The organism is Streptomyces actuosus (assembly GCF_016921115.1).
Lineage (GTDB): Bacteria > Actinomycetota > Actinomycetes > Streptomycetales > Streptomycetaceae > Streptomyces > Streptomyces actuosus_A.
Genome location: NZ_JAFFZS010000014.1, coordinates 135,528 through 155,857, shown reverse-complemented (window position 1 = coordinate 155,857; position 20,330 = coordinate 135,528). Strand labels below are relative to the sequence as shown.

The 20,330-nt window shown below is 72.5% G+C and carries 15 protein-coding genes and 2 pseudogenes; 5 read left to right on the top strand and 12 right to left on the bottom strand.

Annotated elements, in window-relative coordinates; all coding sequences use genetic code 11:
• Positions 1-124: 124 nt before the first annotated feature.
• The 3 genes from smc to JS756_RS19390 form a co-directional block, all read right to left on the bottom strand.
• Complete coding sequence (gene smc, locus JS756_RS19400) at positions 125-3,679, bottom strand: chromosome segregation protein SMC (protein ID WP_205384384.1); 3,555 nt, start codon at positions 3,677-3,679, stop codon at positions 125-127.
• Between the two features lie 213 nt (positions 3,680-3,892).
• Complete coding sequence (locus JS756_RS19395; RefSeq protein ID WP_205384383.1) at positions 3,893-4,096, bottom strand: hypothetical protein; 204 nt, start codon at positions 4,094-4,096, stop codon at positions 3,893-3,895.
• 344 nt (positions 4,097-4,440) lie between these two features.
• Positions 4,441-4,722 carry an acylphosphatase gene (locus JS756_RS19390; RefSeq protein ID WP_205384382.1) on the bottom strand — a complete coding sequence of 94 codons (282 nt, stop codon included), beginning with the start codon at positions 4,720-4,722 and terminating at the stop codon, positions 4,441-4,443.
• A gap of 212 nt (positions 4,723-4,934) precedes the next feature.
• On the opposite strand from JS756_RS19390, the gene JS756_RS19385 reads away from it, so the two are divergent.
• Both JS756_RS19385 and JS756_RS38075 read left to right on the top strand, forming a co-directional pair.
• Positions 4,935-6,053, top strand: coding sequence for a CAP domain-containing protein (locus JS756_RS19385; protein ID WP_205384381.1), 1,119 nt, complete (start codon positions 4,935-4,937; stop codon positions 6,051-6,053).
• A 43-nt stretch (positions 6,054-6,096) separates the two neighbouring features.
• Positions 6,097-6,309: pseudogene (locus JS756_RS38075) on the top strand (YrhB domain-containing protein); the annotation flags it as partial.
• Positions 6,310-6,664: 355 nt separating this feature from the next.
• On the opposite strand, the gene JS756_RS19375 reads toward JS756_RS38075, so the two are convergent.
• The gene (locus tag JS756_RS19375; protein ID WP_205384380.1) at positions 6,665-6,952 is read right to left on the bottom strand and encodes a hypothetical protein; all 288 of its coding nucleotides are present in this window, start codon (positions 6,950-6,952) and stop codon (positions 6,665-6,667) included.
• Positions 6,953-7,228: 276 nt separating this feature from the next.
• Between JS756_RS19375 and JS756_RS19370 the strand changes: the two genes are divergently transcribed.
• Positions 7,229-7,630 carry a winged helix-turn-helix transcriptional regulator gene (locus JS756_RS19370; RefSeq protein ID WP_205384379.1) on the top strand — a complete coding sequence of 134 codons (402 nt, stop codon included), beginning with the start codon at positions 7,229-7,231 and terminating at the stop codon, positions 7,628-7,630.
• Here the strand turns inward: JS756_RS19370 and mutM are convergent.
• From mutM to recG, 8 genes and pseudogenes are all read right to left on the bottom strand, one after another.
• Entirely contained in the window at positions 7,603-8,463 is an 861-nt protein-coding gene (mutM, locus tag JS756_RS19365; protein ID WP_205384378.1) for a bifunctional DNA-formamidopyrimidine glycosylase/DNA-(apurinic or apyrimidinic site) lyase, read from the bottom strand. The genes JS756_RS19370 and mutM overlap by 28 nt on opposite strands.
• Positions 8,464-8,768: 305 nt before the next feature.
• A complete protein-coding gene (gene rnc / locus JS756_RS19360) occupies positions 8,769-9,560 on the bottom strand; it encodes a ribonuclease III (protein WP_205384421.1) in 792 nt (263 codons plus the stop codon).
• A gap of 19 nt (positions 9,561-9,579) precedes the next feature.
• Positions 9,580-9,753 carry a 50S ribosomal protein L32 gene (gene rpmF, locus JS756_RS19355; protein WP_003951102.1) on the bottom strand — a complete coding sequence of 58 codons (174 nt, stop codon included), beginning with the start codon at positions 9,751-9,753 and terminating at the stop codon, positions 9,580-9,582.
• Between the two features lie 2 nt (positions 9,754-9,755).
• A complete protein-coding gene (locus tag JS756_RS19350) occupies positions 9,756-10,412 on the bottom strand; it encodes a YceD family protein (protein WP_205384377.1) in 657 nt (218 codons plus the stop codon).
• 131 nt (positions 10,413-10,543) lie between these two features.
• Complete coding sequence (locus JS756_RS19345; RefSeq protein WP_205384376.1) at positions 10,544-11,623, bottom strand: F0F1 ATP synthase subunit B; 1,080 nt, start codon at positions 11,621-11,623, stop codon at positions 10,544-10,546.
• Between the two features lie 73 nt (positions 11,624-11,696).
• Positions 11,697-12,176 carry a pantetheine-phosphate adenylyltransferase gene (gene coaD, locus JS756_RS19340; protein WP_307790799.1) on the bottom strand — a complete coding sequence of 160 codons (480 nt, stop codon included), beginning with the start codon at positions 12,174-12,176 and terminating at the stop codon, positions 11,697-11,699.
• A gap of 26 nt (positions 12,177-12,202) precedes the next feature.
• Positions 12,203-12,793: pseudogene (gene rsmD, locus JS756_RS19335) on the bottom strand (16S rRNA (guanine(966)-N(2))-methyltransferase RsmD); the annotation flags it as partial.
• Positions 12,794-12,899: 106 nt separating this feature from the next.
• On the bottom strand, positions 12,900-15,131 hold the full coding sequence (gene recG / locus JS756_RS19330) for an ATP-dependent DNA helicase RecG (protein WP_205384373.1): 2,232 nt from the start codon (positions 15,129-15,131) through the stop codon (positions 12,900-12,902).
• Positions 15,132-15,321: 190 nt separating this feature from the next.
• On the opposite strand from recG, the gene JS756_RS19325 reads away from it, so the two are divergent.
• Together JS756_RS19325 and JS756_RS19320 are read left to right on the top strand one after the other, a co-directional pair.
• Entirely contained in the window at positions 15,322-17,160 is a 1,839-nt protein-coding gene (locus tag JS756_RS19325; RefSeq protein WP_205384420.1) for an HSP90 family protein, read from the top strand.
• A complete protein-coding gene (locus JS756_RS19320; RefSeq protein WP_205384372.1) occupies positions 17,157-20,219 on the top strand; it encodes a tetratricopeptide repeat protein in 3,063 nt (1,020 codons plus the stop codon). The genes JS756_RS19325 and JS756_RS19320 overlap by 4 nt, the downstream gene beginning before the upstream one ends.
• Positions 20,220-20,330: the final 111 nt, after the last annotated feature.

Sequence of the window (20,330 nt, the reverse complement as noted above, 5' to 3'; positions counted from 1 at the left end):
GAAGTCAAAAGCGGGGCCTCTTTCCAGCCTTCCCGCATCAGAGCAACAGCCCGGAGGGTGACTTCGTTCAGGAAATGAAGTCAAAGGGAAGTGCAGGGGAGAACAGGTGTAGGTGACACCCGATTCAGCGCAGCCGCTGCGAGATGACCTTCGACACACCATCGCCCTGCATGGACACGCCATAGAGGGCGTCGGCCACCTCCATGGTGCGCTTCTGATGCGTGATCACGATCAGCTGCGAGGCCTCCTGCAGCTCCTGCATGATGCGGATCAGCCGCTGCAGGTTGGTGTCGTCGAGGGCGGCTTCCACCTCGTCCATGACGTAGAACGGGCTCGGCCGTGCCTTGAAGATCGACACGAGCAGCGCCACGGCCGTCAGCGACCGCTCCCCGCCGGAGAGCAGGCTCAGCCGCTTCACCTTCTTGCCCGGCGGACGCGCCTCGACGTCCACGCCCGTGGTGAGCATGTTGTCGGGGTCGGTGAGCACGAGCCGCCCCTCGCCACCGGGGAAGAGGCGGCCGAAGACGCCCTCGAACTCGCGGGCGGTGTCCCGGTAGGCCTCCGTGAAGACCTGCTCGACGCGCTCGTCGACCTCTTTCACCACCCGCAGCAGGTCGGCGCGGGTCTTCTTCAGGTCCTCCAGCTGCTCGCTGAGGAACTGGTGGCGCTCCTCCAGCGCCGCGAACTCCTCCAGAGCGAGCGGGTTGACCTTCCCCAGCTGCTGGTACGCCCGCTCGGCCGCCCTGAGCCGCTTCTCCTGCTCGGCCCGCACGAAGGGACGGGGCCGGTTGCGCGGATGTGCGGGGTCCTCGGGCAGTTCCTCGCCCTCCGCGGGCGGTGAAGGCGGCACGGGCTGGTGGGGGCCGTACTCGGACACCAGACCCGCCGGCTCCACGCCGAGTTCCTCCAGCGCCCTGGTCTCCAGCTGCTCGATCCGCAACCGCTTCTCGGCCCCGAGCACCTCGCCCCGGTGCACGGAGTCCGTCAGCTTGTCGAGCTCCGCCTTGAGGTCGCGCCCCGCCGCCCGGGCGGCGGCCAGCTCCTCCTCGCGCCGGGCCTTGGCGACCTCGGCGGCGGTACGTTCCTGCTCGGCGCGCGCGAGCGAGACCTCGACGTGCGCCAGCAGCAGGCGGGCACCGAAGGCAACGGCCCCAGCGACGTCAGCCTCGTGACGCAGGCGCGCCCGGCGCTGCTCGGAACGCGCGCGGGCCTCGCGTTCCGCGCGGGCGGCGCGGTCCAGGGAGTCGGCCCGTCCGGCCAGCCCCTTGACGCGCTCCTCGTGCGTACGGACCTGGAGGCGGGCCTCCATCTCGGTCTGCCGGGCGTTGGCGCCGTCGGCGGCGAGCCGGTCGCGCACGGCGGTGTCGGGTTCCTCGTCGACCGGCATCTCCTCGGCGACCGCCAGCCGCTCGGCGAGCTCCTCGGCCTCCTCGCGCGCCCGGTCCAGCGCTTCCTGGGCTCGTGCGGCGGCGGCACTGGACCGCTCGGCCTCGCCCGCGGCCGCCCGGGCCTGTCCGGCCAGCCGGCCGAGCTGCTGGGCGACGGCCGACTTCTCCCGGTCGGCGGCCCGGCGGCGCTCCCCCAGCTCCCCGACCAGCGCCGCGCACTCTCCGCGCCGCTCCGCCGCCGCGTGCTGCGCCGCGGTCAGCGCCTCGCACTGCACACCGAGCTCCTCCAGCTCGGCGGCGGCCTCGTCGACGGAGGCCTGCACCTCCAGGAGGCTGGGCGCCCCCGCGGAGCCGCCGTGCGCGAAGTGCGGGCCGAGCACGTCCCCCTCTGCGGTGACCGCGGTGAGGTCGGGCCGCGCCCGGACCAGGTCCTCGGCATCCTCCAGGGTGCCGACGACGGCGATCCCGCGCAGCAGCCGCCGCACGGCGGGCAGGAGGTCGTCGGGTCCGTTCACGAGGTCGGCCGCCAAGGGCTGCGCCTCGGGCCGGGCGGGCTCGGGCACGTCGTCGAGGGCACCTCCGACGAGCAGCGCCGCCCGGCCGGCGTCCTGCTTGCGCAGCAGGCGGATGGCGTCGGCGGCGGCGGACGGGGTGGTCACGGCGAGGGCGTCCGCGGCGGCGCCGAACGCGGCGGCCAGGGCCACCTCGTGGCCGGCGGCCACGGTGAGCAGCTCCGCGGCGGGGCCGAGCAGGCCGGTGAGGCTGTCCCGGGCGTCCAGCAGCGCGCCCGTGCCGTCCTTGCGGCGCAGGCCGAGCGCGAGGGTCTCGTGGCGGGCCTGCGTGGCGGCGCGCCGACGTTCGGCGGCGGTGGAGGCCTCGCGGGCGACGGTCAGCGCGGCCTCGGCCTCGGCGAGCCGGTGCCCCGCGGCCTCGTGCTGCCCGGCGAGGTCGGCGTCGCCGGCGTCGAGGCCGTCGACCTCCGCCTTGAGGGCCTCGTACTCCTCCTGCGCGGAGGCGGCCCGCTCCTGAGCCGCGTCGCGGGCCTCGGCGAGCCGGTCGATCTCGGCCTGCGCCGAGGCGGCACGTGAACGGGCCGCGTTCACCTGCCCGTTGAGCCGTGCGAGGCCCTCGCGGCGGTCGGCGACGGCACGGGCGGCATCCTTCAGGCGCCTCTCCTCCGCGGCGAGTTCGCGCTCCAGTTCGGCGCGGTGGGCGACGGTGTCGTCCAGGGCGTGCCGGGCGGCCTCCAGGGCCGCTTCCAGTTCGGCCTCCTGCTCGCGGACGCGGGCCGCCTCGCGTTCGAGGTCCTCGGGGTCGCGACCGCGCCGCTCCTCGGGCGGGGCCGAGGTCGCGCTCTTGACCCGGGCGTCGGCCAGGGAGATGGTGCCGCGCACCCGCTCGGCGAGCTGGGAGAGCTCGTACCAGGTCTGCTGGGCTCGCTGGAGGCGCGGGGTGAGCCGGCGTACCTCGTCCTCCAGCAGCGCCTCGCGCTGGAGGGCCTTCTTCAGCTCCTCCTCTGCGGCCTCCTTGCGAGCCTTGAGCGCGGCCTCGTCGGCGACCTCGGCCCGCAGGGCCTCCCGGAGCCCCACGAGGTCGTCGGCGAGCAGGCGCAGCCGTGCGTCACGCAGGTCGGCCTGGATGACGGCGGCCCGGCGGGCGACAGCGGCCTGCCGGCCGAGCGGTTTGAGCTGGCGCCGCAGTTCGTCGGTCAGGTCCTGCACGCGCGCGAGATTGGCCTGCATCGCATCCAGCTTGCGCAGGGCCTTCTCCTTGCGCTTGCGGTGCTTGAGGACGCCGGCGGCCTCTTCGATGAAGGCGCGTCGGCCCATGGGGTCGGCGTGCAGGACGGAGTCGAGCTGGCCCTGGCCGACGATGACGTGCATCTCGCGCCCGATGCCGGAGTCGGAGAGGAGTTCCTGGATGTCCAGCAGACGGCAGGTGTCGCCGTTGATCTGGTACTCGCTGCCGCCGTTGCGGAACATGATCCGCGTGATGGTGACCTCGGCGTACTCGATGGGCAGGGCACCGTCGGAGTTGTCGATGGTCAGCGACACCTCGGCCCGGCCCAGCGGGGGCCGCCCGGTGGTGCCGGCGAAGATGACGTCCTCCATCTTGCCGCCGCGCAGCGACTTGGCGCCCTGCTCGCCCATGACCCAGCTGAGGGCGTCCACGACGTTGGACTTGCCCGAACCGTTCGGCCCGACGACGCACGTGATGCCCGGCTCGAAGCGCAGCGTGGTCGCAGAGGCGAACGATTTGAACCCGCGGAGGGTCAGGGCCTTGAGGTGCACGCCGCCGGACTCTACCTTCCGGACCCGTCCCACTCCATGAACCGGCGGTTTCGCCGTTGAACGTGCAGGGCAGACCACACGTTGAAGAAGGTGAAAGGATGCGCGGGGGAAAGAAAGAAGGGACGCCGAGGCGTCCCTTGCACATCTGACTACTGAGCGGTCGTACGGGCTGCCCGACCACTGCCTGTGTGCTGTCGTGGAGCGATGCAGTGATCAGGTGAGCGCAGGCTCCGCCTGGTTCGCGTCGATGCTCTCCATGATCCTGTCGTGAGAAGCGGCAGCATGCAGCGCCTCGTTCTCCGCCTGAATCCGTACGAGCTCGGATTCGAGGTCCTGGACACGCTGCTGGAGCCGTCGCATCTCGGCGAGGAGTCGAGGGTCGGAGCCGCCGACGTAACCGAGAAGCGCCTTTGCCATGATGGATGGTCCTCCACACTGAGTGACCGACCGAAGCGGTGTGGGTCGTGAGGGATTCGCACCCGCGGTTGCTTGGCAGGCCTGGAGTTGTACTGCCGTTCAGCCATGCCAAACAGCTAAGGTGCGCGGGGCTTTCAGCGTCTCACCAAAAAGTTTGACGGTCAACACGATCACGCCCCGTATCGGCGGGCGACCCGGTGCAGACGGCGGAAGAACAGCGGTGCTGCGGGCTTCTGCGGGGCCCTGGGGGCGTTGCGATCATCCTTGCGTGCGGAGGCTTCGGCCCGCAAGCCATTCTCGGCAACGACCTGGTCATTTCTCCCGGCGCCCCGCGGTCCGCGGGATCAGCGGATCGCGAAGCCGTCGTAGCCGCCCCTCGGTGTGTCCCAGATCTCGGTCACACCATCCACGCGTCCGGGCGTGTCGCTGCCCTCCAACCAGTCGAGGAGGCTTCGGCAACCCGCGCGAGGGCCCTCGGCGACCACCTGGACCCGTCCGTCGTCCAAATTGAGAGCAAAGCCACTCAGGCCGCCGATCTCCAATGCCTTCGCTCGTGTGAACCAGCGGAAACCCACACCTTGGACGCTTCCGCGCACCCAGGCGACCAGTCGCACTTCCTCGCTCATAGCTGCAACCTAACCGGCCAAAGTCACTCGGAGCACTCGCTCCCCCGGCGCCATGCGGTACCGTCCCGACCCAATGCATCTCATATGAAACTCACTCGATCGAGTGAGATTGGTCGGCTGCCGGGCCGGGGGGACGTGCTCGGACGGACCAGCGCATCGCACAGACCCGGGGCGGGCCCGGGTCGACCGCAAGGGACGAGGAAGGCCAGGACATGGGACGCCACCGACGCTCTGCCGCCGGCCGCGCCGCCACGGGCCGCGCCACGGGGGACACGTACACGGACGGCTCCTACCCGGACAGCCGCATCCCGGGGGACTCGTACGGTGGCGTGGACGCACCGCTGGGGATCGCGCCCTATCTGAACCCCGAGGCGTACGCCGAGGCCCACGCCAAGAGCCAGGAGTACCTCTTCGGCACCGAGGACGCCACCGCGATCTTCGCCTCTCCCGGGTTCACACCCGACGGCGGTTCCCGGCGTGCGGCCTCGCACCGGCGCCGGAAGAAGACGGTGCCGCCGGTCCGCACCGGACTGCTCGGCGTGTCGGCCGCCGTCGCCCTCGGCACGGTGGCGGTCGCCTCGGGTGTGGTGCCCGGCCTGGACAACTACCGCCTCGGCGGCGACGGCGGCTCCGGCGACCGGATCCAGGCCGCCGACTCCCCGACCAACTCGCCGAGCGAGCAGGGCGGCACGTCCGGCGCGGCCGACAGCCGCACCGAAGCACCGGGCTCCACCAGCCGGGACACGAGCCGCTCGTTGTCGCCGTCGGCCGCGCCCTCGACCTCCTCGGCCGCGCCGACGAAGACCCCCGAGACGAAGAAGCCCGAGCCGACGCCGTCGCGGACGGCCACACCGAGCGCGAAGCCCGAGCCGACCCGGACGCCGGTGCAGACCCCGACGCCCACCCCGACCAGGACGGCGCAGCGGACCACCGCCCCGGTGACGGTGTCGCCGGAGGCCGCCGTCGAGGCGGAGGTGCTGCGGCTCGTCAACGAGGAGCGGGCGAAGGTCGGCTGCAGCGCGGTGGCCGCGAACAGCTCCCTGACCTCGCTGGCGGAGGCCTTCAGCACGGACATGGCCGCGCGGGGCTTCTTCGACCACACCGACCCCGACGGCGCGACCCCCTGGGACCGGGCCGCGAAGGCCGGGATCACCGACCTCGGCGGCGAGAACATAGCCCGCGGCCAGGCCGACGCGGCGGCCGTGATGGAGGCCTGGATGAACAGCCCGGGCCACCGGGCCAACATCCTCAACTGCGACTTCAAGACGCTGGGGGTCGGCGTGCACTACGGCTCCGGCGGCCCGTGGTGGACGCAGGACTTCGGCTACTGAGATAACCGCAGGTCACATCTCCCCTCCTGCATAGGCTCGCGTTGTGATCACAGCCGAGCACGCCCGAGAGATCTTTGACGCGTTTCTTGCCCGAGCTACGCCCTACCCCCCGGACCCCGGCGTCACCGCTGTGTTCATCAGCGTGCGGGAGCACCGGTTCGGGTGGGAGTTCCACTATCAGAGCTCGACGTACGCCCGGACGGGAAACCCACGGGACATGTGGGTCGGGACCGGACCCGTCGTCGTGGACCGTCGCGACGGCCGCCTGCAGGAACTGGGCGGCAGGCAATTCGGTGACACAGTCGCCGCGTATCAACGACTGTACGACCAAGAGACGATCACTGACGGGACCCCGTGGTCCCCGCCCGTTCCGCTCCAGCCCCCTTCCGGGGCCGCCCCCCGGTCCGCCCCAAGGCGCTCGACGACGGTCGAGGCCGACGAGCCGGCGGCAGCCGAGCGGGCCACAGCGGTGTTGGAGGGAACGGCCGCAGGTGAGAGGCCCGCTCCTTCGCTTCATCAGCCACTGACATCAGCCTCCGGCATCGGCGACGCCGGGCAGGGCCGGGCACCAGCCGGTGCGGTCGGCCGTCGCCTCGGCCGGAGCTGGCTGATCAAAGGTAGACGTCGCGGCGGTCGACGCGGTGTTCCACGCCTGCGGGCGGGGGTGAGTCGATGCCTATGGTCCCGGATATCTCGCCGCCCGCACCGTAGGTCTCCAGGAAGCACCGGTAGTCGGAGGGATAGCGCCAACCGGTGCGTGCCGCGAGGTCCTCCCCGTCGAAGCGGTCGCCTCCGGAGTCCGCGAGCGGCGCCGGGACCTGGACCTGGTATCTGCCCCCGGAGTCGACCGGAGGCGGCGGCAGGATCCTCATCAGTGCGGCCACGCTGGGGTGAACCATGCGCGGAGTGCTCCGTCCCTGTGGGGCCGAGCCTGGAGCGGCACCGGCTGCCGCGCGGGGCCTCCCACTCACCCACGCGCGGCGACGGGCCCTCGGCCCCCGCGTGGGCGAGCAGTACGTCGGGGCAGGCGTCCTCCCTGGTCAGGCCCACGCGGAGGAACGAGTCTCGTGCCCGGACCGGGCGGGACACCGCGGGTGATCCGGGGCAGCACCGGAGCACTAACCCTTGGTTAGTGCAATCTGTTGGACAGCGCTGCCGTCCAGTACGCTGGCGGCATGACCACCACGCAGGAGCACACGTCGGAGCAGGACCTCCCGTACAACGTGTTCGCCAAGGCCTGCCCCTCGCGCGGCACCCTGGAACACGTGACCGGCAGGTGGGGCTCACTCACGCTCGGGGCGCTGCACGAGGGGTCACTGCGGTTCAACGAGCTGCGCCGCCGCGTCGACGGTGTGAGCGAGAAGATGCTCTCCCAGACACTGCACGCGCTGGAGCGCGACGGTCTGGTGCACCGGGAGGCACAGCCGACCAACCCGCCGCGCGTGGACTACGAGCTCACCCCGCTGGGCCGCGGCGTCGCCGAGCGCCTGCTCGCCCTCATCCACTTCGTCGAGGGCAGCATGGACGACGTCCTCGCCGCCCGGGAACGCTACGACGTGACGCGTGGCGGCCGCTGACAGCGCGGGCAGAAGTAGCTGGACCGGTTCATCCAGGGCCTGCGGAGCATCGGCGTGCCGCACCGCCGGCACGGCAGGCCCTCGCGGCCGTAGGCGTCGAGCGAGCGGTCGAAGTAGCCCGACTCGCCGTTGACGTTGACGTACAGGCTGTCGAAGCTCGTGCCGCCGACGGAGAGGGCCGCGTTCATCACGTCCCGGACGTGCCCGAGCAGCTCCACGGCGCGCGGGCGGGTAAGGCTCGCGGTCGGACGGTCGTAGTGGATGCGGGAACGCCAGAGCGCCTCGTCCGCATAGATGTTGCCGACCCCGCTGATCAGCGACTGGTCCAGCAGGGCCCGCTTGACGGTGGTGCGCTTGCGGCGCAGCGCCCGGTGGAAGGCGTCGTCGTCGAAGAGCGGGTCGAGAGGGTCGCGGGCGATGTGCGCGATGACGTCGGGCAGCCCGTCGAGGGTGGTGTCGTGCAGCGACAGGCCGCCGAAGGTGCGCTGGTCGACGAAGCGGAGCTCGGTGTCCTGGTCGTCCGCGAACCGGACGCGGATGCGCAGGTGCTTCTCCGGCGGCGCCTGGTGCGGCTGCACCAGCAGCTGGCCGCTCATGCCGAGGTGGGCCAGGACCGCCTGGTCGGTGTCCTCCAGGGGCAGCCACAGGTACTTGCCGCGGCGTCGGGGCGTGCCGATGCGGTGCCCCTTGAGGCGATGGGTGAAGTCGTCGGCACCGGCCACATGACGGCGGACCGCACGCGGGTGCAGCACCTCGGCGTCGGCGACGGTCCGGTGGGCGACCCACCGTTCCAGACCCCGCCGGACGACCTCGACCTCGGGCAGTTCGGGCACGGATCTCCTCAGGGCTCCTCAGGACGGCGCTGCCGGGAAGCCTAGCGCGGCAGCCGTGGACGTCCCTCGGCCACCGGGGGGCGGGGGACGCCGCTCGTCCCGGTGCGGCGGTGGCACGGACCGGTCGGGCGGCGGCGCCTCGGGCCGCCGGCAGCCCGGCGCCACCACGGCGGAGGCCCGGACCTGGGTCGTCGGGCCCGCACACCGCGCCCGGCACCCCGCCGGGGCTTCGGGTACGGGTCGAGCGCCCGCCCCGGGGCTCTGCCGGGGGCGGACGCTCGGTCCGGTGTATCGACTGGTGCCGGTCAGGCGGAGGCCGGCGCCTCGTCGGCGCCCTCGGTGGACTCGGACGCCTCGGCAGCTGCCTTGGCGCGTTCGTCCGCCGCGGCCCGGATGGCCCGCCACGCGGACTCCGCGGCCTGCTGCTCCGCCTCCTTCTTGCTGCGGCCGGTGCCGGTGCCGTACGAGACGCCTCCGACGCGGGCAGCAGCAGTGAAGGTCTTCTCGTGGTCGGGCCCGGTCTCCGTGACCAGGTACTCGGGAACACCGAGCCCCTCGGTCGCGGTGAGCTCCTGGAGGGACGTCTTCCAGTCCAGGCCGGCTCCCAGGTTGGAGGACTTCTCGATCAGGGGATCGAACAGGCGGTGCACCAGTTCGGAGGCCGCGTCGAGGCCCTGGTCGAGATAGACCGCACCGATCACCGCTTCCAGGGTGTCGGCGAGGATGGACGCCTTGTCCCGGCCGCCCGTGCCCTCTTCACCCCGGCCGAGCCGGATGAAGGAGCCCAGGTCGAGCCCACGGCCGACCTCCGCCAACGCACGCGAGTTGACCACCGCGGCCCGCAGCTTGGCCAGCTGGCCCTCGGGCAGGTCGGGGTGGGTGCGGTACAGCGTGTCGGTGACGACGAGGCCGAGCACGGAGTCCCCGAGGAACTCCAGTCGCTCGTTCGTCGGCAGACCGCCGTTCTCGTACGCGTACGAGCGGTGGGTCAGCGCACGCACCAGAAGGGCGGACTCGACCTTGTAGCCGAGCCGCCCTTCCAGAAGCGTGTGGGACGAGGCCTGGTTGTCCGCAGAGTTCTTCTTCGGCGTGGACACAGTGCCTCTCACCAGCCGCTCAGACCTCGAGGACCTGGCGCTTGTTGTAGGTGCCGCACGACGGGCACGCGATGTGCTGCTGCTTGGGCTCGTGGCAGCGCTCGCACGCGACCAGGGTGGGGACCGCAGCCTTCCACTGCGACCGGCGGTGGCGCGTGTTGCTGCGCGACATCTTCCGCTTCGGAACAGCCACGGCTACTTCTCCTGCTTCTCGTCGACGCGCGCTGATCGAGTCGCGTCGCCGCTCATCTCGTCCTTATCGCCGGCTTCGAGTGAATCGGCGAATCCCTGCAATGCCGCCCAACGGATGTCGACGGCGTCGTGATGGTGGTCCGGGTCGTCCGCGAGCCGCGCTCCGCACTGGGAGCACAGACCCGGGCAGTCTTCCTGGCACACCGGCTGCATCGGCAGTGCGAGCACCACCGCGTCCCGCAGCAGAGGTTCGAGGTCGAAAAGTCCGTCCTCGAGGAAGAGCCTGTCCTCGTCGTCCTCGGCGTCGTCGCCGGGCTCCGCGTGCTGGACGCGGCCCCGGTCGTCGGCGTCAGGGTACGAGAACATCTCCTGGAATTCCGCTTCGACATCGAGGCGAAGCGACTCCAGACACCTTACGCACTCCCCCTCGGCCTGTGCACGGGCGGTGCCTGTGACGAGCACCCCTTCCATGACGGACTCGAGTCGGAGTTCGAGCTCCAGCGGAGTACCTTCCGGCACGCCGATGACTCCCTGGACACCGAAGTCCCGGGGAGTGGGGACCGAGCGGTTCAGGCGCTGCAACGCACCAGGCCGCCGCCCCAGCTCGTGCGTGTCGAACACGAGAGGGTCGCGGTGGTCGAGGCGGGCGTTGTGAGCCATTACTGCTTTCGGTCTTCCAAACTTGGAGGAGACACCACCCCTCGGTGCTCCAGGGCAGCGCAGATCGCGGACGTAGACGCGACCGAAGGGCCAGGATACTTGACCTTTCGCCCAGGACCCAATCCGGTGCTCTACTGCAACCCGCGGCCCTGTTCGTAGGCCCTCAGCTGCTCCGCACTGATCATGCCTGTGTCGAAGAGGCTGGTCTCGTCGAGCGCGTAGCCCTGCGGGTCCTGCTGCTGGGGCTCGTGGGACGGGTGGGTCTGCTGAGGGTCGTAGCCGGGCTGCTGGGGGACCTCGTAGCCGCCCTGGTAGGAGGCGGCGCCCGCCGTGCCGTACCCGGAGGCGTAGGGGTCTGCCTGCGGGTAGCCGTAGGCGTCCTGCTGGGCGTACTGCTGCTGGTAGCCGGCGTAGGGGTCCGGCTGCTGCTGGTAGACGTACGACGACTGCTGCGACTGCTGCGCCTGGGCCGCTGCGTCCTGCTCGGCGAGGGCCGTGAGGTCGGCGAGGTAGTCGGCGTCGCTGGAGTGCTGGACGGTGGAGGTGTCGTCGGCCAGGGCGCCGAGGTCGTCCGTGGCGATCCGGCCGTGCAATTTCTGGCGGCCGCGGCCGACCGCCTCCAGGGTCTTGGCCAGGACCGCCTCGAACGCGCCGAGCTTGGTGTCGACATACGCGTCGGCGTCGCGGCGCAGGGTCTCGGGGTCGTGGCTGCGCTCGGGGGCGTCGTCGTCCTCCGGGTCCACGTAGCCCTGCTCCTCGGGGCGGGGCCCGGTCCCGAGGAGCTTCTCGCGGCCCCGGCCGACCGAGCCGAGGGTCTTGGTCAGGACGACCTCGAAGTTGGCGAGCTTGGAGTCGACGTAGTCGTCTGCCTCCGCGCGGACCTCCTCGGCCTCCTGGCGGGCTTCGGCGAGGATGCGGTCGCTCTCGGCCATGGAGCGGCGGGCGACCTCGGTGCCGGAGATCAGCGAGCCGCGCTCGCTGTGCGCCTGCTCGATGATCCGCTCGGCCTCGCGGCGGGCGTCCTCGACCATCTGCTCACGGCCGCCGATGAGTTCCTGGGCCTGGGCGAGGGAGCCGGGCAGGGCCTGCCGGACCTCCTCCAGCATCGCGAGCAGGTCGGCGCGGTTGACCACGCACGACGCCGACATGGGCATGGCTCGGGCGCTGGAGACCGTGGCCACGATCTCGTCGAGCTTCTTCTGCACGTCCACCGTGTGCTCGCCACTCTCTACCGATGTGTTGGAGACGGACGGGACGACTGTAGCCCGTTGGGCTGTGGCCCGTTCAGCCTTGGCGCAGACGCCGGTCGAGGGCCTCCAGGACGGCCGGCGGCACCAGGTGGGAGACGTCGCCGCCCCACTGGGCCACTTCCTTGACCAGGGAGGAGGACAGGAAGCTGTAGGTGGGGTTGGTCGGGACGAAGAGGGTCTCGACGCCGGTGAGGCCGTTGTTCATCTGGGCCATCTGCAGCTCGTAGTCGAAGTCGCTGACCGCGCGCAGGCCCTTGACGATGGCCGGGATGTCGCGCTGCTTGCAGAAGTCGACGAGCAGGCCGTGGAAGGCCTCGACGCGGACGTTCCCGTACTCGGCGGTGACGTCGCGGATCAGCTCGATCCGCTCCTCGATCTCGAACAGGCCCTTCTTGGCCTTGTTGATCATCACCGCGACGTACACCTCGTCGTACAGGCGGGAAGCCCGGGCGATGATGTCGAGGTGTCCGTTGGTGATCGGGTCGAACGACCCGGGACATACGGCGCGGCGCACTTGAGTTCCCTCGCTCTCCGGTCCGGTCATCGTGCGTCTTCGCACGTAGAGGCGGCGCGACCGTACCAAAACGTTCCCTCGCCGTAGCGACGGGCCCGAACGGCGTCGAAGCCGTCCGGCCACCGGAATTCGCCGCCTCTGGTGCTGCGCTCCACGGTGACGACGGCGGCGTCCGCGAGCCAGCCCTCCGAGCGGAGTGTGAGCAGGATCTCCCGAAGATCGTCGTCCGAGACGGCGTACGGCGGGTCGAGGAAGACGATGTCGTACGGCTCCGCGGGAGGTGCGCCGCGGACGACCTGTTCCGCTCTGCCCGCCCTGACCTCGGCGCCGGGAAGGCCCAGGTTCCGCACGTTCTCCCGGACGGTGCGGGCGGCGCGGGCGTCGGCCTCGACCAGCAGGGTGTGGCTCGCGCCGCGGGACAGGGCCTCCAGGCCCACGGCGCCGGAACCGGCGTACAGGTCGAGGACGCGCTCGCCGTCGAGGGGGCCGCCCAGGAGGGACTGCCAGGTGGAGAGGAGGCCCTCGCGTGCGCGGTCGGAGGTGGGGCGGGTGCCGTTGCCCGGCGGAACGGCCAGGCGGCGTCCGCCGGCTGCGCCGGCGATTACGCGGGTCATCTCGGGTCCTTGGTAGTGGGGTGCTTCGAGTTCAGTGTGGCGGGTCGCGCAGCGCGCTGCGCCCGCGGGCCGACCCGCCTCGGCCCTTCTCGGCTCCTCTCAGCCTTTCTCAGCCCTTCTCCAAGTACCGCTCCCTCTCCTCGTCCACCAGGGCGTCCAGGGCCGTCCGCAGGCCCGGGAGGCCGGTCAGCTCCGGGTCGGCCGCCACGACGGCCGAGGCTTCCTGGCGGGCCTCGGTGATGATCTCCTCGTCCTCGATGACCGCGAGGACGCGCAGACTGGACCGGGCACCGGACTGGGCCTGGCCGAGGACGTCGCCCTCGCGGCGCTGTTCGAGGTCGATGCGGGACAGTTCGAAGCCGTCGAGGGTGGAGGCGACGGCGCCGAGGCGCTGCCGGGCGGGAGAGGCCTCGGGCATCTCGGTGACCAGCAGGCACAGTCCGGGGGCGGAACCCCGCCCGACGCGACCGCGCAGCTGGTGCAGCTGGGAGACGCCGAAGCGGTCGGCGTCCATGATCACCATGACGGTGGCGTTGGGGACGTTGACGCCGACCTCGATGACGGTCGTGGCGACGAGCACGTCGGTCTCGCCGGCGGCGAAGCGACGCATGACGGCGTCCTTGTCGTCGGGCTGCATACGGCCGTGCAGCACCTCGACGGCGAGGCCGCCGAGCGGCCCGCGCGCCAGCTGCGCGGCCACGTCCAGGACGGCGAGCGGGGGCCGCTTCTCGGCCTCGTCCTCCGCGGATCCACCTGCTTTCCCGGCCTTTGCGGGACCGTCCTCCTCGTCGCCGATGCGGGGGCAGACGACGTACGCCTGGTGGCCCTTGGCGACCTCCTCCCGCACCCGCTCCCAGGTGCGGGCCAGGAAATGGGGCTTGTCGGCGGCGGGGACGACATGGCTGGCGATGGGTGAGCGGCCGGCCGGGAGCTGGTCGAGGACGGAGGTCTCCAGGTCGCCGAAGACGGTCATGGCGACGGTGCGGGGAATGGGCGTGGCGGTCATGACGAGCAGGTGCGGGGGCTGCTTGCCCTTGCCGCGCAGGGCGTCGCGCTGCTCGACGCCGAAGCGGTGCTGCTCGTCGACGACGACCAGGCCGAGGTCGTGGAAGCGGACCTTGTCCTCGATCAGCGCGTGCGTGCCGATGACGATGCCGGCCTCACCCGTGGCGAGGTCGAGCAGGGCCCGGCGGCGGGCGGCTGCCCCCATCGAGCCGGTGAGCAGGACCACCTTGGTGCCGTGGTCCGCGCCGCCGAGCATGCCTCCCTCGGCGAGCTCGCCCATCATCTCGGTGACGGACCGGTGGTGTTGCTGGGCGAGCACCTCGGTGGGGGCGAGCATGGCCGCCTGCCCGCCGGCGTCGACGACGGCGAGCATGGCGCGCAGGGCGACGAGGGTCTTGCCGGATCCGACCTCTCCCTGGAGCAGGCGGTGCATCGGGTGCTCGCGCGCCAGGTCGTCGAAGATCTCCGCGGAGACCTTCTGCTGGCCGTCGGTGAGCGTGAAGGGGAGGCGGTCGTCGAAGGCGGCGAGGATGCCGTCGGGCCCGGCGGTGCGAGGGACGGCCGGGAGTTGGGCGTCGGCGCGGCGGCGGCGGGCGAGGGCGACCTGGAGGACGAAGGCCTCGTCCCACTTGAGCCGGGCGCGGGCGTCGGCGATGTCGGCCTTGGTGTGCGGGCGGTGGATCTTGAGCAGGGCCTCGGGGAGGGAGACCAGGCCCCGGCCGTCGCGCAGGGAGTCGGGCAGCGGGTCGACCGCCTCCTGCGCGCTGGGCAGGACGGTCTGGACGGCTTTTCCGATCTTCCAGGACTCCAGCTTGGCGGTGGCCGGGTAGAGGGGGATGAGGGCGCCGGCCCAGGCCTCGGCGGTCTCCTCGCCCTCTTCGCCGTCGCGGCGGAGCAGTTCGTAGGCGGGGTGGGCGAGTTGCAGGCGGCGGTTGAAGACGGAGACCTTGCCGGCGAACATCGCCCGCGTGCCGGGCAGCAGTTCCTTGTGGGGCTTGTGCACTCCGTTGCCGAAGAAGACCAGCTGGAGCCGGCCGCTGCCGTCGGTGATCGTCACCTCCAGGCGCTGCCCCTTGCCGCGCGGGGCGCGCGCGGAGGCGAAGGTGTGCAGGCGGGCGTCGGCCACCTGGGCGACCACCGTGACGTGCTCGTCCATGGGGAGGTCGGCGAGGTGGGTGAGCTGCCCGCGCTCCTCGTATCTGCGCGGATAGTGGTGGAGGAGATCGCCGACGGTGTGCAGGCCGAGGTGCTCGGCCATCACCTTCGCGGTGGCGGGGCCGAGCACCGACTTCAACGGCTGTTCCAGTGGTTCTTGCAGTGCGGGCACGGGATCCATTGCACACCACGGCGCCGACAATGCCGCGGACCGGTGGCGACGGGGCCCGTGTACGTCTTGGGAAATCCCTGGTCAGCCCGGTCGATCGGGTCGTAGGATGACGCGCTCCGACCTCCTCCGCGGATTCCCGCCCCACAGGGACCGCCCGACCCCGCGCCGTCGAGCCTCCCCTGCCGTCGGCGCCGTGACGATGGACTCCCAGACCTCACAGTCATCACAGGCATCCCAGTCACCCCGATCACCGCATACGTTCCAGGTCGACCTGCGCGGTCTGGTGGACCTGCTCTCCCATCACCTCTATTCCAGCCCCAAGGTGTACCTGCGCGAGCTGCTGCAGAACGCGGTCGACGCGATCACCGCCCGGCGGGCCGAGGACCCCGGCGCCGCCGCCCGCGTGCGGCTGTACGCCGAGGACGGCGCGCTGCGTGTGGAGGACTCCGGGATCGGGCTCACCGAGACGGACGTGCACGACCTGCTGGCGACCATCGGCCGCAGCTCGAAGCGGGCGGACGGACTTCAGCAGGCACGCTCCGACTTCCTCGGGCAGTTCGGCATCGGGCTGCTGGCCTGTTTCGTGGTCGCCGAGCGGATCCGGGTGGTCAGCCGCAGCGCTCGCACGCCGGACGCGCCGCCGGTGGAGTGGACGGCGCGCGACGACGGCTCGTACACGGTGCGGACGTTGCCGCAGCAGGCCCGCCCCGAGCCGGGCACGACCGTGCATCTGGCCGCGCGGGCCGGCGCCGAGGAGTGGCTGGCGGCCGAGCGGGTCCTTGCGCTGGCACGGGACTTCGGCTCGCTGCTGCCGTACGACGTGCGCGTGGGCGACGAGCAGGTGAACGATCTGCCCGCCCCATGGGACCGGCCGTACCCCTCCCCCGCGGCGCGCCGTGTGGCCCTGGCACGCCACTGCCACGGGTTGTTCGGCTTCACGCCGCTGGACTCGATCGACCTGGACGTGCCCGTCGCCGGGATCCGCGGCGTGGCGTACGTGCTGCCGTCGGCGGTCAGCCCCGCCCAGCGGGCGGGTCATCGTGTGCACCTGAAGGGCATGCTGCTGACGGAGCGGGCGGAACAGCTGCTGCCCGACTGGGCGTTCTTCGTGCGCTGCGTGCTGGACACGGACAGTCTGCGGCCGACCGCCTCACGCGAGTCGCTGTACGAGGACGAGACACTGGCGGCGGTCCGCGAGGCGCTGGGCGACAGGATCCGGTCCTGGCTCACCGGGCTCGCGGCCGGCGATCCGGAGCGCCTGGCGGCATTCCTGTCGGTGCACCACCTGGGAGTGAAGTCCCTGGCCCGGCACGATCAGGGCATGCTGCGGACGATGCTGCCCTGGCTGCCGTTCGAGACGAGCGACGGACGGCTGTCGCTGCAGGAGTTCGCCCAGCGGCACCCGGTGGTGCACTTCACCCGGACGGTGGAGGAGTACCGGCAGGTCGCGCCGATCGCGGCCGCGCAGGGCGTCGGGGTGGTCAACGGCGGCTACACCTACGACAGCGAGCTGGTCGAGGCGCTGCCGTCGGTGCGGCCGGGCACGGTGGTCGCCGAGTTGGACGCGGACACCGTGACCGCCCATCTGGATGCGGTCGATCCGGCCGAGGAACTGGCGCTGTCGGGTTTCCTGTCGGCGGCCCGGGCCACCCTGGACCCGCTCGGCTGCGACGTCGTCCTGCGCGCCTTCCACCCTCTGTCGGTCCCGGCGCTGCACCTGGACGACCGCGACGCCCGGCACGAGCAGGCACGCGCGCAGGCCGCGGAACAGGCCGACGACCTGTGGGCGGGCATCCTCGGCTCGCTGCGCGGCAGCGCGCCCCGGGCCCGGCTGGTGCTCAACCACCTCAATCCGCTGGTCCGCCGGATCGGTTCGCTGGGGGATGGGGAGCTGATCGGCACGGCGACGGAGTCGCTGTACGGGCAGGCGCTGCTGAGGGCGCAGCGCCCGCTGGCGCCGGCCGACTCGGCGCTGCTGAACCGGGCGTTCATCGGACTGCTGGAATGGGCGACCCACGGGGAGGGCGACGGACGATGAGCGAGACCGGCGACTTCGACGAACTGCGCCGGGCGATGGCGCAGAACTCCGAGGAACCGGAGGGTCCGGCCCGCAACGCGCGCGCGGAGCAACTGCTCGCCGAGGCCGAGAGCCTGAACATCCCGCTCGCGGTGATCGAGGCGCTCGGGCACCAGCTGAAGGTCTACAACTACAGCTCCGAGAAGGCGAAGATGTTCGTCCCGTTCGCGCGGCTGCTGCGCATGTGGGACGAGCGGCCGGAGGACTTCGACGCCTACGAGGCCCACTCGCTGCACTGGGTGTTCAAGTGGATGACGGCCGGCATGCTGGACCAGCCGCACATCCCGCTGGCCTCCGTCGAGAAGTGGCTCGGCGAGATGGAGCACCGCTACCGGCTGGCGGGGCACTCCGAGCGGGCGGTGCGCAGCGCGGAGTTCAGCGTGGCGGCACACGTGGGGGACGTGGCGCGGGCGGAGCGGGCCTGCGCCGGGTGGCTGGCGGCCGACCGGGACCGCATGGCCGACTGCCACGCGTGCGAGCTGCACCAGCAGGGCTGGTGGCAGGCGGAGCGGGGGCGGGACGCCGAGGCGCTCAAGCTGTGGCGGCCGGTGCTGGAGGGCGAGTTCACGTGCGCCCACGAGCCGCACACGGTGCTCGCCTCCTCGCTGGCACCGCTGCTGCGCCTCGGCCGCGCGGACGAGGCGCGCGCCCACCATCTGCGGGGCTTTCGCCTGGTGCGCGCCATGGAGAGCATGCGCGGGGCGTACGCCGACCACGTCGAGTTCTGCGCGCTGACCGGGAACGAGGCGCGCGGCCTGGAACTGCTCGCCGAACGGCCGGCGTATTTCACCGACGACGGGCATCCGCGCAGCAGGCTGGAGTTCATGGCGGTGGTGGCACTGCTGATGGAACGGCTGGACGCCCTGGGGCTCGCCGGGCAGCAGGTGCCGGGGCCGCCCGGACGGGTGTGGACGGCGGGCGAACTCGCCGTGCACGCGCGCGCGGAGGCGCTCGCGCTGGCGGAGCGCTTCGACGAGCGCAACGGGAGCGCGTACGTCAGTGAGCGCGCCCGGGCGCGCATGGACCAGCCGGCGCTCGTGGAGCGGCTCCCGCTCGGCGTGCGCTCCGTGCGCCCGGCGCGCCCGGCACGCACCACCGCTCCCCCGGTGCCGGGCGAGCCCGGCGGGCAGGCCTCGCCGCACGCCCCTCGGTCGCCCTCCGCCTCCGATCTGCCGGCCCTGCTGGCCGAGGCGCGGCGCCTGTCCGGGATGCTCCGGCCGAACGCCGGCGAGGCGTGGGCGGCGGTGGCGCGGGCAGCGGAGCGCGCGGACGGCACCGGACACGAGGCGCTGACGGCGTACGACCGCGCGGAGATCATCGAGCACCGGGCCATGGAGCTCGGCCCGGAGAGCGCCGCCCGGTTCGAGCAGGCGGCCACCTGGTACGAGGAGGCGGACGACGCCGGGGAGGCGCTCGCCGCACGCGCGCGTGCGGCGAGTGCACGCGCCCTGGCCGGGGACGTCGACGGGGCGCTCACCGCGGTCGCCGCACCGTACGATCAGGTCCTCGCGCTGTACGCCGGGGGCGGCACAGGGGTCCGGCAGGCGGCGTCGGTGCTGATCAGCCGGGCGCGGATCCTGATGCGACGCGTCCACGAGGCCGAAGGGCCCGTCGGGGCCGCGGACGCCGGGGCCGTGGAGGCGGCCGTGCGTGAAGTGGTGGCGCTCGTCGACGGGCGCACGGGAGACGACGTCCGGCTGGCCGCGCGGCACGCCGAGTGCCTCGCGATGCTCGCGGAGCTCGCGGCGCGCGGCGGCGACGCGGAGGCGGGGGCACAGCTGTTCACGCGGGCCGCGGAGGAGTTCACCGGGGCGGGACTGCCGTGGTTCGCGGTGGAGTACGAGGCACGGCTGGCGCAGCTCGCCCACCATCTCGGTGATCCGGCCGGGGCGGAGCGGGCACTGCGGGCGGCCCTGGAGCACGGCGGGGAGCATCTGGAGGCGGTCGGGCGCGCCCAGCTGCACCTCCAGCTCGGCGAGGTCGTCGGGGGCCTGGGGCGCCTGCAGGAGGCGGCGGACCACGCCCTGGAGGCGGCGCACTGGGCGGACGAGGCGGGCGAGGGCCACGACCTCGGTGCCTGGGCGCGGCACCAGCTCGGCGGGTTCCTGGTCCACCAGGGGCGCTGGGCGGAGGCGGCCGAGGTGCTGGAGTCGGCGCTGCCCGACATACACGCCGACACGCACGGTGACGGCGCGGTCGTCCAGACCCTGTGGTGGCTCGGGGACTGCCTGAGCGAGCTGGGGGAACACGTCACGGCCGCGGAACGCCGGCTGCGGGCCGCGGAGATCGCCCGGCACTGGCCCGAGCAGCATGACCATGCCACGCTCGCGCACCTCGCCGCGGAGAGCCTCGGCCGGGCGGACCTGCCCGACGAGGCGGACCGGGCCTACGCCCGAGCGAGCGAGCTGTGGCGCGCCCTCGGCGACGCCCACGGTCTGGTGCGCTCCCTGCGGGCCCGCGCGTGGCTCGCCCTGCGCACCGAGGACCGGGACGGGCACCGTGCGGCCCGGGAGCTGATGGCGAGCGCGGTCGAGGCCTGCACGGCTGCACGGGAGGGGACCGACGACACACAGGCACGCCACCGGCTCACGGCCGAGCTGGGCCACACCCACCGCCAGTTCGCGGACCTCCTGGCCCGCTCCGGCACCGAAGTCGCCGAGCGCGCCGAGGGTGCCGAGAGCGGCGGGTCCGGCGGGGAGACCGGGGAGGACACGGCGCGGGTGGTGCTGACGGAGGCCCTGGCGCAGGCGCGGGCCGCGGTCGAGGTGTTCACGACGCTGGGTGCGCCCGCGCTGCACGCCCGTACCGGTGCGGAGCTCGCCGCGGGCCGGCTGGAGGCCGGGCTGGGGCGCTGGGAGCGGGCGGCGGCACACGCGCGTGCCGTGCTGGAGGCCTACCCGGACGGCGACGACCGTCCCGGGAGGGCCGGGGAGACCGACGAGGAGGAAGCGACGGTCGGGGACCGGCGGGCGGAGGCGGAGCGACTGCTCCGGTCCGCCCGCGACCGGACGGAGCCGTAGAGCGGGGAAGCGGGCGGTCAGCGACGCGCCGGGGCCGCTGCCGGGGGACCGAGCGGTCGGGGAGGCGGAGACCGGCGCCGGAGGAACCGGAGCCGAGGAGGCCGGCGAACG